This is a genomic window from Sphingomonas bacterium (assembly GCF_903644055.1).
Taxonomy (GTDB): domain Bacteria; phylum Pseudomonadota; class Alphaproteobacteria; order Sphingomonadales; family Sphingomonadaceae; genus Sphingomonas_I.
In genome coordinates, this window is record NZ_CAHJXD010000126.1 from 1 (window position 1) to 10,656 (window position 10,656).

Annotated in this window: 21 protein-coding genes and 1 pseudogene; all 22 read left to right on the forward strand. The window is 65.7% G+C overall.

Annotated features, from left to right (window positions below; all coding sequences use genetic code 11):
* Nucleotides 1–858, forward strand: an 858-nt coding sequence (locus tag HUU94_RS05450) for an elongation factor Tu (protein WP_174274088.1), incomplete at its 5' end; no start/stop codon positions are given.
* A 101-nt stretch (nucleotides 859–959) separates the two neighbouring features.
* On the forward strand, nucleotides 960–1,268 hold the full coding sequence (rpsJ, locus tag HUU94_RS05455) for a 30S ribosomal protein S10 (RefSeq protein ID WP_167074487.1): 309 nt from the start codon (nucleotides 960–962) through the stop codon (nucleotides 1,266–1,268).
* Nucleotides 1,269–1,569: 301 nt separating this feature from the next.
* Nucleotides 1,570–2,436, forward strand: a complete 867-nt coding sequence (gene rplC / locus HUU94_RS05460; RefSeq protein WP_174274089.1) for a 50S ribosomal protein L3 — start codon at nucleotides 1,570–1,572, stop codon at nucleotides 2,434–2,436.
* A 2-nt stretch (nucleotides 2,437–2,438) separates the two neighbouring features.
* Nucleotides 2,439–3,065, forward strand: coding sequence for a 50S ribosomal protein L4 (rplD, locus tag HUU94_RS05465; RefSeq protein WP_174274090.1), 627 nt, complete (start codon nucleotides 2,439–2,441; stop codon nucleotides 3,063–3,065).
* Nucleotides 3,058–3,369: a 50S ribosomal protein L23 gene (locus HUU94_RS05470; protein WP_174274091.1), complete on the forward strand. Its 312-nt coding sequence runs from the start codon at nucleotides 3,058–3,060 to the stop codon at nucleotides 3,367–3,369. Before rplD ends, HUU94_RS05470 begins: the two co-directional genes overlap by 8 nt.
* Before the next feature lie 4 nt (nucleotides 3,370–3,373).
* Complete coding sequence (rplB, locus tag HUU94_RS05475; RefSeq protein WP_174274092.1) at nucleotides 3,374–4,213, forward strand: 50S ribosomal protein L2; 840 nt, start codon at nucleotides 3,374–3,376, stop codon at nucleotides 4,211–4,213.
* Entirely contained in the window at nucleotides 4,214–4,489 is a 276-nt protein-coding gene (gene rpsS / locus HUU94_RS05480) for a 30S ribosomal protein S19 (protein WP_174274093.1), read from the forward strand.
* Nucleotides 4,489–4,866, forward strand: a complete 378-nt coding sequence (gene rplV / locus HUU94_RS05485) for a 50S ribosomal protein L22 (RefSeq protein WP_174274094.1) — start codon at nucleotides 4,489–4,491, stop codon at nucleotides 4,864–4,866. The genes rpsS and rplV overlap by 1 nt, the downstream gene beginning before the upstream one ends.
* Nucleotides 4,866–5,561 carry a 30S ribosomal protein S3 gene (rpsC, locus tag HUU94_RS05490; protein ID WP_174274095.1) on the forward strand — a complete coding sequence of 232 codons (696 nt, stop codon included), beginning with the start codon at nucleotides 4,866–4,868 and terminating at the stop codon, nucleotides 5,559–5,561. The genes rplV and rpsC overlap by 1 nt, the downstream gene beginning before the upstream one ends.
* A gap of 58 nt (nucleotides 5,562–5,619) precedes the next feature.
* Entirely contained in the window at nucleotides 5,620–6,051 is a 432-nt protein-coding gene (rplP, locus tag HUU94_RS05495) for a 50S ribosomal protein L16 (protein ID WP_174274096.1), read from the forward strand.
* 2 nt (nucleotides 6,052–6,053) lie between these two features.
* Nucleotides 6,054–6,257, forward strand: coding sequence for a 50S ribosomal protein L29 (rpmC, locus tag HUU94_RS05500; protein ID WP_174274097.1), 204 nt, complete (start codon nucleotides 6,054–6,056; stop codon nucleotides 6,255–6,257).
* Between the two features lie 12 nt (nucleotides 6,258–6,269).
* Nucleotides 6,270–6,536, forward strand: a complete 267-nt coding sequence (gene rpsQ / locus HUU94_RS05505; protein ID WP_174274098.1) for a 30S ribosomal protein S17 — start codon at nucleotides 6,270–6,272, stop codon at nucleotides 6,534–6,536.
* A 14-nt stretch (nucleotides 6,537–6,550) separates the two neighbouring features.
* Nucleotides 6,551–6,922: a 50S ribosomal protein L14 gene (rplN, locus tag HUU94_RS05510; RefSeq protein ID WP_174274099.1), complete on the forward strand. Its 372-nt coding sequence runs from the start codon at nucleotides 6,551–6,553 to the stop codon at nucleotides 6,920–6,922.
* On the forward strand, nucleotides 6,922–7,239 hold the full coding sequence (gene rplX / locus HUU94_RS05515) for a 50S ribosomal protein L24 (RefSeq protein ID WP_174274100.1): 318 nt from the start codon (nucleotides 6,922–6,924) through the stop codon (nucleotides 7,237–7,239). The genes rplN and rplX overlap by 1 nt, the downstream gene beginning before the upstream one ends.
* On the forward strand, nucleotides 7,232–7,819 hold the full coding sequence (gene rplE, locus HUU94_RS05520) for a 50S ribosomal protein L5 (protein ID WP_174274101.1): 588 nt from the start codon (nucleotides 7,232–7,234) through the stop codon (nucleotides 7,817–7,819). Before rplX ends, rplE begins: the two co-directional genes overlap by 8 nt.
* Nucleotides 7,820–7,940: 121 nt before the next feature.
* Nucleotides 7,941–8,246, forward strand: a complete 306-nt coding sequence (gene rpsN, locus HUU94_RS05525; protein ID WP_174274102.1) for a 30S ribosomal protein S14 — start codon at nucleotides 7,941–7,943, stop codon at nucleotides 8,244–8,246.
* A gap of 9 nt (nucleotides 8,247–8,255) precedes the next feature.
* The gene (gene rpsH / locus HUU94_RS05530) at nucleotides 8,256–8,651 is read left to right on the forward strand and encodes a 30S ribosomal protein S8 (protein WP_174274103.1); all 396 of its coding nucleotides are present in this window, start codon (nucleotides 8,256–8,258) and stop codon (nucleotides 8,649–8,651) included.
* On the forward strand, nucleotides 8,651–9,184 hold the full coding sequence (gene rplF, locus HUU94_RS05535; RefSeq protein WP_174274104.1) for a 50S ribosomal protein L6: 534 nt from the start codon (nucleotides 8,651–8,653) through the stop codon (nucleotides 9,182–9,184). Before rpsH ends, rplF begins: the two co-directional genes overlap by 1 nt.
* Nucleotides 9,184–9,540, forward strand: a complete 357-nt coding sequence (gene rplR, locus HUU94_RS05540) for a 50S ribosomal protein L18 (RefSeq protein ID WP_174274105.1) — start codon at nucleotides 9,184–9,186, stop codon at nucleotides 9,538–9,540. The genes rplF and rplR overlap by 1 nt, the downstream gene beginning before the upstream one ends.
* Nucleotides 9,540–10,274: a 30S ribosomal protein S5 gene (rpsE, locus tag HUU94_RS05545; protein WP_254601984.1), complete on the forward strand. Its 735-nt coding sequence runs from the start codon at nucleotides 9,540–9,542 to the stop codon at nucleotides 10,272–10,274. The genes rplR and rpsE overlap by 1 nt, the downstream gene beginning before the upstream one ends.
* A gap of 5 nt (nucleotides 10,275–10,279) precedes the next feature.
* Nucleotides 10,280–10,459, forward strand: a complete 180-nt coding sequence (gene rpmD / locus HUU94_RS05550; protein WP_174274106.1) for a 50S ribosomal protein L30 — start codon at nucleotides 10,280–10,282, stop codon at nucleotides 10,457–10,459.
* 48 nt (nucleotides 10,460–10,507) lie between these two features.
* Nucleotides 10,508–10,656 (forward strand): annotated as a pseudogene (locus HUU94_RS12775) (50S ribosomal protein L15); the annotation flags it as partial.

Here is a 10,656-nt window from a genome sequence, read left to right on the forward strand (position 1 = left end):
CCGATGCCGCAGACCCGCGAGCACATCCTGCTCGCCCGCCAGGTCGGCGTGCCGCAGCTCGTCGTGTTCATGAACAAGGTCGATCTGGTCGACGACGCCGAGATCCTCGAGCTCGTCGAGCTCGAAATCCGCGAGCTGCTCTCCAAGTACGACTTCGACGGCGACAATATCCCGATCATCCAGGGATCGGCGGTCGCGGCGCTCGAGGACAAGACCCCCGAGATCGGCCATGACGCGATCCTCAAGCTGATGGCGGCGGTCGACGCCTTCATCCCGCAGCCCGAGCGTCCGCTCGACAAGCCCTTCCTGATGCCGATCGAGGACGTCTTCTCGATCTCGGGGCGCGGCACGGTCGTCACCGGCCGCGTCGAGACCGGCCAGGTCAAGGTCGGCGAGGAAGTCGAGATCGTCGGCCTCAAGGATACGCGCAAGACCGTCGTCACCGGCGTCGAGATGTTCCGCAAGCTGCTCGATTCGGGGCAGGCGGGCGACAATATCGGCGCGCTGATCCGCGGCGTCGGTCGCGAGGAGGTCGAGCGCGGCCAGGTGCTCTGCAAGCCCGGCTCGATCAAGCCGCACACCGAGTTCAATTCGCAGGTCTATGTCCTGTCGAAGGAAGAGGGCGGCCGCCACACGCCGTTCTTCGCCAATTATCGCCCGCAATTCTACTTCCGCACCACCGACGTGACCGGCGAAGTCAAGCTGCCCGAGGGCACCGAAATGGTGATGCCCGGCGACAATGTCGAACTCGGCATCAAGCTGATCGCGCCGATCGCGATGGATCCGGGCCAGCGCTTCTCGATCCGCGAGGGCGGCCGCACGGTCGGCTCGGGGGTTGTCAGCACGATCAGCGCCTAATATAGGCGCGTCAACGGAACGGCCGACTCTCCCAAGAGTCGGCCGTTCTGCTTTTTGTGGGACCGGAACGTCCCGCTCGCTCTTTCTCATTGGACGGGACCATGGACAGCAATATCCGCATCCGCCTCAAGGCGTTCGACCATCGCGTGCTCGATCAGGCGACCGGCGAGATCGCCGACACCGCCCGGCGCACCGGCGCGCTGACCCGTGGCCCCATCCCCCTGCCGACGCGCATCGAGAAGTTCACGGTCAACCGTGGCCCGCACATCGACAAGAAGTCGCGCGAGCAGTTCGAGGTTCGCACGTACAAAAGGCTGCTCGATATCGTCCAGCCCACCCCGCAGACGGTCGATGCCCTGATGAAGCTCGATCTCGCCGCGGGTGTTGATGTTGAGATCAAGCTGGCGTAAGGCGCCGGCACCGCTGGCGAGGTGATTCACCTCGGCTGGCACTTTTGGCTTCCCGCATCGCCCTCGGGCTGAGGCGGAGAGAAGCAGAAAGCAAGGATACCGAACGCACCGCTCCCGCAAGGGCAAGGCGCGTTGCCTGCGTCCCCGCTTTCAACTTTATGGTGAGCGATCACCTTATTGTTGAGCAACGGCCCTGGCGGGGCATGCGGTTCGATCGGGTCAGGCTTCCGGCATCGGGAGCCTTTTTCGTTGGCAAGCTCGCCGGTGATCCGTCGAGCCTCTGTTTGGAAGGAATTGGATCATGCGCACTGGCGTGATCGCGAAGAAGGTGGGGATGACCCGGCTGTTTCAGGAGGATGGGCGCCATGTGCCCGTCACCGTCCTGCAGCTCGATCAGCTCCAGGTCGTCGCGCGCAAGGAAATGGATCCCGACGGCTATGTCGCGGTCCAGCTCGGCGCGGGCACGGCCAAGGCCAAGAATGTCGCCAAGCCGCAGCGCGGCCATTTCGGCGCCGCCGAGGTCGAGCCCAAGGCCTATGTCCATGAATTCCGCGTCACCGAGGAAAATCTCCTCGATGTCGGCGCGCAGATTTCGGCCGAGCATTATGTCGCGGGCCAGCTCGTCGACATCGCCGGCCGCACGCAGGGCAAGGGCTTCGCGGGCGGCATGAAGCGCTGGAACTTCGGCGGTCTGCGCGCGACTCACGGCGTCTCGCTGTCGCACCGCTCGCTCGGCTCGACCGGCCAGCGCCAGGATCCGGGCAAGGTCTTCAAGAACAAGAAGATGGCCGGCCATATGGGCGACAAGCAGCGCACCCAGCAGAATCTCGAAATCGTCCGCACCGATGCCGAGCGCGGCCTGCTCTTCGTCAAGGGCTCGGTCCCCGGCTCGAAGGGCGGCTGGCTGCTCGTCAAGGATGCCGTCAAGGTGCCCGGCCACAAGGACGCGCCGTTCCCGGCCGCGCTCTGGACGGGCAAGGCGCAGCACGAGCCCGCCCCCGCCGGAATGGTCGAGGAAGGCGCGGTTCACGAACTGCCGCACGATCCGGGTGCCGAGGAAGTGGCGGCCGGCGTCGCCGCCGCCGATGCCGCGATCGCGCACGAGGCCGAAGTCGCCGCTGCCGCCGAGGTCGATCAGACCCCCGGCACCGAAGGCCAGGAGGGCTGATCATGAAGATTCAGGTCAAGAACCTCGATGCGTCGGCCAACGGCGATCTCGAACTCAGCGATGCCGTGTTCGATATCGAGCCGCGCGCCGATATCCTCCACCGCGTCGTCACCTGGCAGCTCGAGAAGCGTCGCGGCACCGCGCGCGGCACGCGCGAGCGCGCCGATGTCGCACGGTCGGGCAAGAAGCTCGGCAACCAGAAGGGCGGCGGCACCGCGCGTCACGGCGATCGCCGCGCGCCGGTGTTCGTCGGCGGCGGCAAGGCGCACGGCGCGCGCGTCCGCGATTTCAACCCGAGCCTCAACAAGAAGGTCCGCGCGCTCGGCCTGCGCATGGCGCTGTCGTCGAAGGCCAGGGACGGCAGCCTGATCGTCGTCGACGGGCTCGACGTCGCCGAGGGCAAGACCAAGGCGCTCGTCGGCCAGCTCGGCGCGCTCGGCTTCGGCACCAAGACGCTGGTGATCGACGGCGAGGCGCTGAACCTCAGCTTCGCGCACGCGTCCGCCAATCTCAAGGGCATCAACCTGCTGCCCGCGATCGGCGCCAACGTCTACGACATCCTGAAACATGATACGCTGGTGCTGACCCGCGCCGCCGTCGAAAAGCTGGAGGCGCGCCTCAATGGCTAAGCAGCAGAAGGCGGTCGACAACCGCCATTACGACGTGGTGCTCGCACCCCACATCACCGAGAAATCGACCCTGCTCTCCGAGCATAATGCGGTCGTCTTCAAGGTGGCGAAGGATGCGACCAAGCCCGAGATCAAGGCCGCCGTCGAGGCTTTGTTCTCGGTGACGGTCACGGGCGTCAACACGATCGTGACCAAGGGCAAGACCAAGAAGTGGAAGGGCCTGCCCTACAAGCGTTCGGACGCCAAGAAGGCGATCGTGACGCTGGCGGACGGCCAGTCCATCGACGTGACGACGGGGATCTGAGGCGATGGCGCTCAAACATTATAATCCGACCAGCCCGGCCCGCCGCGGCCTGGTGCTCGTCGACAAATCGTCGCTCTGGAAGGGCAAGCCCGTCAAGGCGCTCGTCGAGGGCAAGCATAAGTCGGGCGGCCGCAACAATATGGGCCACGCCACCGCGCGCGGCATCGCGGGCGGCCACAAGCAGAAGTATCGCTACGTCGATTTCAAGCGCCGCAAATGGGATGCCCCCGCCACGGTCGAGCGGCTGGAATATGATCCCAACCGTTCGGCGTTCATCGCTTTGGTCAAATATGAGGATGGCGAGCTCGCCTATATCCTCGCACCGCAGCGCCTCGCCGCCGGCGACGTGATCGTCGCGGGCAAGAAGACCGACGTGAAGCCGGGCAACGCGATGGAGCTGGGTCAGGCGCCGGTCGGCACGATCGTCCACAATGTCGAGATGAAGCCCGGCAAGGGCGGTCAGATCGCGCGCGCGGCGGGCACCTATGCCCAGATCGTCGGCCGCGATCGCGGCATGGTGATCATGCGGCTCAATTCGGGTGAGCAGCGCTACATCCATGCCGATTGCATGTGCACGGTGGGCGCGGTTTCGAACCCCGACAACGGCAACACCTATCTCGCCAAGGCGGGCCGCAACCGCTGGCTGGGCAAGCGCCCGCTGACGCGCGGCGTCGCGAAGAATCCGGTGGATCACCCGCACGGCGGCGGCGAAGGCCGCACCTCGGGCGGCCGTCATCCGGTGACCCCGTGGGGCAAGCCGACCAAGGGTGCGCGCACCCGCAAGAACAAATCGACCGACAAGATGATCATCCGGTCGCGTCATTCGACCAAGAGGAAGGGCTAAATGGCGCGTTCAGTCTGGAAGGGCCCGTTCGTCGAACTGAGCCTGCTCAAGAAGGCCGAGACCGCGCAGGAGGCCGGCGTGCGTTCGCCGATCAAGACCTGGTCGCGGCGCTCGACGATCCTGCCGCAGTTCGTCGGCCTCACCTTCAACGTCTACAACGGCCGCAAGTTCGTGCCGGTGTCGGTCAATGAAGAGATGGTCGGCATGAAGCTCGGCGAATTCGCGCCGACCCGCTATTTCCCGGGTCACGCCGCCGACAAGAAGGGCAAGCGCTGATGTCCAAGCCAGCATCCCCCCGCAAGGTCGGCGACAAGGAAGCGCTCGCCGTCAACACCTCGGTGCGCGGCAGCCCGTACAAGCTCAATCTCGTCGCGGGGCTGATCCGCGGCAAGAAGGCGGGCGACGCGCTCAACATCCTGTCCTTCTCGACCAAGGCGATGGCCGTCGAGGTCCGCAAGACGCTCGCCAGCGCGATCGCCAATGCCGAGAACAACCATAATCTCGATGTCGATGCGCTCGTCGTGCAGGAAGCCTCGGTCGGCAAGGGCCTCGTCATGAAGCGCTTCGCCACCCGCGCGCGCGGCCGCTCGGCCCGCATCGTCAAGCCGTTCAGCCGCATCCGCGTCGTCGTGCGCGAGCAGGAAGAAGCATAATGGGTCAGAAGAGCAATCCGATCGGGATGCGGTTGCAGATCAACCGCACCTGGGACAGCCGCTGGTATGCGGAAGGCGACAGCTATGCCAAGCTGCTGCTCGAGGATCTCAAGATCCGCGCGTATATCTTCAAGACGCACCCGCAGGCGGCGATCTCCAAGGTCGTGATCGAGCGTCCGGCCAAGCTCGCGCGCATCTCCATCTATGCCGCGCGCCCCGGCGTGATCATCGGCAAGAAGGGCGCGGACATCGAGAAATTGCGCAAGACGCTCAATTCGATGACCTCGTCCGACGTCAGCCTGAACATCGTCGAGATTCGCAAGCCCGAGATCGACAGCAAGCTCGTCGCGCAGGGCGTCGCCGATCAGCTCGAGCGCCGCATCGCGTTCCGCCGCGCGATGAAGCGCGCGGTGCAGTCGGCGCTGCGGCTTGGCGCAGAGGGCATCCGGATCACCTGCGCGGGGCGCCTCGGCGGCGCCGAGATCGCGCGGACCGAATGGTATCGCGAGGGCCGCGTGCCGCTGCACACGCTGCGCGCCAACGTCGATTATGCCGAGGCCGAGGCGCACACCGCTTATGGCGTCTGCGGGGTCAAGGTGTGGATCTTCAAGGGCGAGATATTGGGTCACGATCCGCTCGCCCAGGATCGCCTGATGATGGAAGCACAGACCTCCGGGGTTCGTCCGGCGCGCTGAGTTTAAAACTCAGTCCGCCTTATCGGCCACCCCGGGTGGTGTTTGAAGGTTAGAGAATATGCTGCAACCGAAGCGCACCAAGTTCCGCAAGGCCCACAAGGGCCGCATCCACGGCGACGCCAAGGGCGGCACCGCGCTCAATTTCGGCGCGTTCGGCCTCAAGGCGATGGAGCCCGAGCGGATCACCGCGCGCCAGATCGAGGCCGCGCGCCGCGCGATCACGCGCCACATCAAGCGCCAGGGCCGCCTCTGGATCCGCATCTTCCCCGATGTGCCCGTGTCGTCGAAGCCCGCCGAGGTCCGGATGGGATCGGGCAAGGGCGCGCCCGAATTCTGGGTCGCGCGCGTCAAGCCCGGCCGCATCCTGTTCGAGCTGGATGGCGTTCCCGGTCCGATCGCCCGCGTCGCGTTCGAGCGTGCGATGGAGAAATTGCCGATCAAGACCAAGGTCGTCGCCCGTCTGGGCGAGTCCGTGCACGAGGCTGTGTAATCATGGCGAAGATTTCGGATCTCACGGTCGCGACCGACGACCAGCTTTCGACCCAGCTCGGCGAGCTGAAGCGCGAGCAGTTCAATCTGCGCTTCCAGGCGGCGACCAACCAGTTGGAAAAGCCCAGCCGGGTGCGCGAAGTCCGCCGGACGATCGCGCAGATCAAGACCCTCCAGACGCAGCGTTCCGCTGCGGCCGGCAAGTAAGGAGCCCACACGATGCCGAAGCGCGTGCTGACGGGAACGGTGGTTTCCGACAAGACCGACAAGACGGTGGTGGTTTCGGTCGAGCGGCGGGTGAAGCACCCGCTGTACGGCAAGATCATCAAGCGTTCGAAGAAGTATCACGCCCATGACGAGGGCAATGCGTACAAGGAAGGCCAGACCGTCCGCATCGAGGAATGCGCGCCGATCTCCAAGCTGAAGACGTGGACCGTCGTCGGCACCGTCGACGCGCACGCCGCGCCCGAAGCCGCAGCGGCCTGAAGGAAGACTGACCCATGATCCAGATGCAGTCCAATCTCGAGGTCGCCGATAATTCGGGCGCCAAGCGCGTCCAGTGCATCAAGGTGCTCGGCGGCTCGAAGCGGCGCTTCGCCAGCGTCGGCGATGTCATCGTCGTCTCCATCAAGGAGGCGGCGCCGCGCGCCCGCGTCAAGAAGGGCGATGTCCATCGCGCGGTGATCGTCCGCACCGCCAAGGACGTGAACCGTCCCGATGGCTCGACGATCCGCTTCGACGGCAACGCCGCCGTGCTGATCAACAAGAATAACGGGGAGCCGATCGGCACCCGCATCTTCGGGCCCGTGGTGCGCGAGCTGCGCGCGGCCGGGCACATGAAGATCATTTCGCTCGCGCCCGAGGTGCTGTGATGTCGGCTGCAAGGATCAAGAAGGGCGATCGCGTCGTCGTCGTGTCCGGCAAGGACAAGGGCAAGACCGGCGAGGTCACCCGCGCGATGCCCAAGGACGGCAAGGTGATCGTGGCCGGCGTCAACGTCGCGACGCGCCATCGCAAGCCGAGCCAGGCCAACCCGCAGGGCGGTCTCGAGAAGATCGAGGCGCCGATGCACATTTCGAAGGTCGCGATGGCGACCGCCGACGGCAAGCCGACGCGAGTCCGCTTCGAGACGCAGGACGGCAAGAAGGTCCGCATCGCGGTCAAGACCGGGGAGAAGATCGATGGCTGAGGCCAACAATGCGAAGCCCCGCCTTCACAGGCTTTATGAAGACTCGATCATTAGCGCGATGATCGAGAAGTTCGGCTACAAGAATGCGATGCAGGTGCCCCGGCTCGAGAAGATCGTGCTGAACATGGGCGTCGGCGACGCGACGCAGGACAAGAAGCGCGTCGAGCAGGCGGCGGGCGAGATGACCCAGATCGCCGGCCAGAAGGCCGTCGTCACCAAGGCGAAGAAGTCGATCGCGCAGTTCAAGCTGCGCGAGGGCATGCCGATCGGCTGCAAGGTCACGCTGCGCCGCGAGCGGATGTACGAATTCCTCGATCGCTTCGTGACGATCGCGCTGCCGCGCGTCCGCGATTTCCGTGGCCTCTCGGACAAGTCGTTCGACGGGCGCGGCAATTATGCGTGCGGCCTCAAGGAGCAGTTGATCTTCCCGGAGATCAGCTACGATCAGGTCAGCCAGGTGCGCGGCATGGACGTGATCGTCACCACCACCGCGAACACCGACGACGAGGCACGCGAGCTGCTCCGTCTGTTCGGCTTCCCGTTCCCGCAGCCTGTCGTCGAAGAGAAGAAGGCGGCGTAATCTCAACCTGAGCCCCTCCCCTTCAGGGGAGGGGTTGGGGTGGGGCCTGTCAAGGCAGACCTCCCCCACCCCCTGCCCCTCCCCTGAAGGGGAGGGGAGTAGAACTTAAGGACTTAAGTCGATGGCGAAACTGAGTTCGATCAACAAGAACGAGCGTCGCAAGAAGCTCGTGAAGAAATATGCCGGCAAATATGCCCGGCTGAAGGCGGTCGCGGACGATACGTCGCTCGACGATACCGAGCGGCTGATCGCGCGGCTCAAGCTCGCCGAGATTCCGCGCAACGGCAATCCGACGCGCGTGCGCAACCGCTGCATGATCACCGGGCGTCCGCGCGGCGTCTATCGCAAGTTCGGGCTCGGCCGCGTCATGCTGCGGCAGCTTGCCACGCGGGGCATGATCCCCGGCGTCACCAAGTCGAGCTGGTAAGGGCACAATATGTCGATCAACGATCCATTGGGTGATTTGCTCACCCGCATCCGCAACGGCCAGCGCGCCAAGAAGGACTCGGTGGTGTCGCCGGCGTCGAAGCTGCGCGCCCGCGTGCTCGATGTGCTCCAGCGCGAGGGCTATATCCGGGGCTATTCGGAAGAGAAGCTCGGCGAGCATCCGGGCCTGCGCATCGAGCTCAAATATTTCGAGGGCCAGCCCGCGATACAGCATGTCGCGCGTGTCTCCAAGCCCGGCCGCCGCGTCTATTCGGGCAGCCAGGAGCTGCCGCGCGTCCGCAACGGCCTCGGCATGACCATCGTCTCGACGCCACGGGGCGTGCTTTCCGATGCGGAAGCGCGCGACCAGAACGTCGGCGGCGAAGTTCTCGCGGAGGTGTTCTGATGAGCCGCATCGGCAAGAAGCCGGTCCCCGTCCCCACGGGCGTAACCGCGAACATCGAAGGCAAGACGCTGTCGGTGAAGGGTGCCAAGGGCACGCTCACGATGCCGCTCGTCGAAGAGGTGACCTATGAGATCGGCGACGGCGGCATTTCGGTGCAGCCGGCGAACGAGACCAAGCGCGCGCGCTCCTTCTGGGGCATGCAGCGGACGCTGATCGCCAACCTGATCACCGGCGTGACCGACGGCTATACCAAGCAGCTCCAGATCACCGGCGTCGGCTATCGTGCCAACGTCCAGGGCAAGAACCTCAAGCTGCAACTCGGCTACAGTCATGACGTCGATTTCGCGATCCCCGAAGGGATCACGATCGCCACCCCGGATCAGACCACGGTCAACATCTCGGGGATCGACAAGCAGAAGGTCGGCCAGGTGGCCGCCGAAATCCGTCGCTGGCGCAAGCCCGAGCCCTACAAGGGCAAGGGCATCAAATATGCCGGCGAGTTCATCTTCCGCAAGGAAGGGAAGAAGAAGTAATGGCCAAGGGTCTCTCTTTGTTCGAGCGCCGCCGGCGCCGTGTCCGCACCGCGCTGAAGGCCAAGGGCTCGCTGCGCCCCCGGCTTTCGGTGCACCGTTCGGGCCGCCACATCTATGCGCAGGTGATCGACGATGCGGCGGGCAAGACCGTCGCCGCCGCCTCCACCCTCGAGAAGGACGTGCGCGGATCGACCGGCGCCAATGCCGATGCGGCGGCATCTGTCGGCAAGCGCGTCGCCGAGCGCGCCTCGGCGGCGGGCATCACCAGGGTGGTGTTCGATCGCGGCGGCTTCCTGTTCCACGGGCGCGTGAAAGCGCTCGCCGATGCCGCCCGTGAAGGCGGATTGGAGTTCTAATGGCTGACGAAATTCCCAACGAGGCGCCCGTCGCCGAAGCAGCGCCCGCCGATGGCGCGCCTGTAGCCCGCGAAGGTCAGGCACCCGGGGGCCGTGGCCCGCGCGGCGGCCGTGGCCGGGGCGGCAACGACAATCGCGGCGGCAACAATCGCGGCCGCAACGATCGCAATCGCGGTGGTGGCAATCGCGACGAGGGCGGCGAGGAGCTGGTCGAGAAGCTGGTCCACATCAACCGCGTCTCGAAGACCGTGAAGGGCGGCAAGCGCTTCGGCTTCGCGGCGCTCGTCGTCGTCGGCGATGGCTCGGGCCGCGTCGGCTTCGGGCACGGCAAGGCGCGCGAAGTGCCGGAGGCGATCTCCAAGGCGACCGCCGCCGCCAAGAAGGCGATGATCCGCGTCGCGCTCAAGGACGGCCGCACGCTGCACCATGACGGCATGGGCCATTTCGGCGCGGGCCGCGTCTATGTCCGCACCGCACCCGCAGGCACCGGCATCATCGCCGGCGGCCCGATGCGCGCGGTGTTCGAGAGCCTCGGCGTCCACGACGTGGTCACCAAGTCGGTCGGCACCAGCAACCCCTACAATATGATCCGCGCGACCTTCGAGGCGCTCGGCGAGCAGACGAGCCCGCGCTCGGTCGCGCAGCGCCGGGGCAAGAAGATCGCCGAACTGCTGCGTCGCGGCGGCGCCTCCGTCGAGGTCGCCGAAGCCGATGCCGCGGCCGTGGTGGAGTAAGCGACATGGCGACGATCAAGATCACGCAGACCGGATCGCCAATCCGGCGTCCGAAGGCGCAGCGGGCGACGCTGGTCGGCCTCGGCCTCAACAAGATGCACAAGACCTCGGAGCTGGAGGACAGCCCCGAGGTCCGCGGCATGGTCCGCAAGGTGCAGCATATGGTGACCGTCAGCGAAGGCTAATCCTTCGATGATGAACAAGCGCGACAAAAGCGAAAGCGAGTGCAGATCATGAAGCTCAACGAGATCAAGGACAATGCAGGCGCCCGCAAGGGCCGGATGCGCGTCGGGCGCGGCATCGGCTCGGGCAAGGGCAAGACCGCCGGGCGCGGCCAGAAGGGCCAGAAGAGCCGCGAGGGCGTCTCGATCAACGGCTTCGA

What these genes read in the sequence shown, in the direction of transcription:
- rpsJ (WP_167074487.1), top strand. Translation starts at nt 960, where the DNA reads ATGGACAGCAATATCCGCATCCGCCTCAAGGCGTTCGACCATCGCGTG.
- rplC (WP_174274089.1), top strand. Translation starts at nt 1,570, where the DNA reads ATGCGCACTGGCGTGATCGCGAAGAAGGTGGGGATGACCCGGCTGTTT.
- rplD (WP_174274090.1), top strand. Translation starts at nt 2,439, where the DNA reads ATGAAGATTCAGGTCAAGAACCTCGATGCGTCGGCCAACGGCGATCTC.
- HUU94_RS05470 (WP_174274091.1), top strand. Translation starts at nt 3,058, where the DNA reads ATGGCTAAGCAGCAGAAGGCGGTCGACAACCGCCATTACGACGTGGTG.
- rplB (WP_174274092.1), top strand. Translation starts at nt 3,374, where the DNA reads ATGGCGCTCAAACATTATAATCCGACCAGCCCGGCCCGCCGCGGCCTG.
- rpsS (WP_174274093.1), top strand. Translation starts at nt 4,214, where the DNA reads ATGGCGCGTTCAGTCTGGAAGGGCCCGTTCGTCGAACTGAGCCTGCTC.
- rplV (WP_174274094.1), top strand. Translation starts at nt 4,489, where the DNA reads ATGTCCAAGCCAGCATCCCCCCGCAAGGTCGGCGACAAGGAAGCGCTC.
- rpsC (WP_174274095.1), top strand. Translation starts at nt 4,866, where the DNA reads ATGGGTCAGAAGAGCAATCCGATCGGGATGCGGTTGCAGATCAACCGC.
- rplP (WP_174274096.1), top strand. Translation starts at nt 5,620, where the DNA reads ATGCTGCAACCGAAGCGCACCAAGTTCCGCAAGGCCCACAAGGGCCGC.
- rpmC (WP_174274097.1), top strand. Translation starts at nt 6,054, where the DNA reads ATGGCGAAGATTTCGGATCTCACGGTCGCGACCGACGACCAGCTTTCG.
- rpsQ (WP_174274098.1), top strand. Translation starts at nt 6,270, where the DNA reads ATGCCGAAGCGCGTGCTGACGGGAACGGTGGTTTCCGACAAGACCGAC.
- rplN (WP_174274099.1), top strand. Translation starts at nt 6,551, where the DNA reads ATGATCCAGATGCAGTCCAATCTCGAGGTCGCCGATAATTCGGGCGCC.
- rplX (WP_174274100.1), top strand. Translation starts at nt 6,922, where the DNA reads ATGTCGGCTGCAAGGATCAAGAAGGGCGATCGCGTCGTCGTCGTGTCC.
- rplE (WP_174274101.1), top strand. Translation starts at nt 7,232, where the DNA reads ATGGCTGAGGCCAACAATGCGAAGCCCCGCCTTCACAGGCTTTATGAA.
- rpsN (WP_174274102.1), top strand. Translation starts at nt 7,941, where the DNA reads ATGGCGAAACTGAGTTCGATCAACAAGAACGAGCGTCGCAAGAAGCTC.
- rpsH (WP_174274103.1), top strand. Translation starts at nt 8,256, where the DNA reads ATGTCGATCAACGATCCATTGGGTGATTTGCTCACCCGCATCCGCAAC.
- rplF (WP_174274104.1), top strand. Translation starts at nt 8,651, where the DNA reads ATGAGCCGCATCGGCAAGAAGCCGGTCCCCGTCCCCACGGGCGTAACC.
- rplR (WP_174274105.1), top strand. Translation starts at nt 9,184, where the DNA reads ATGGCCAAGGGTCTCTCTTTGTTCGAGCGCCGCCGGCGCCGTGTCCGC.
- rpsE (WP_254601984.1), top strand. Translation starts at nt 9,540, where the DNA reads ATGGCTGACGAAATTCCCAACGAGGCGCCCGTCGCCGAAGCAGCGCCC.
- rpmD (WP_174274106.1), top strand. Translation starts at nt 10,280, where the DNA reads ATGGCGACGATCAAGATCACGCAGACCGGATCGCCAATCCGGCGTCCG.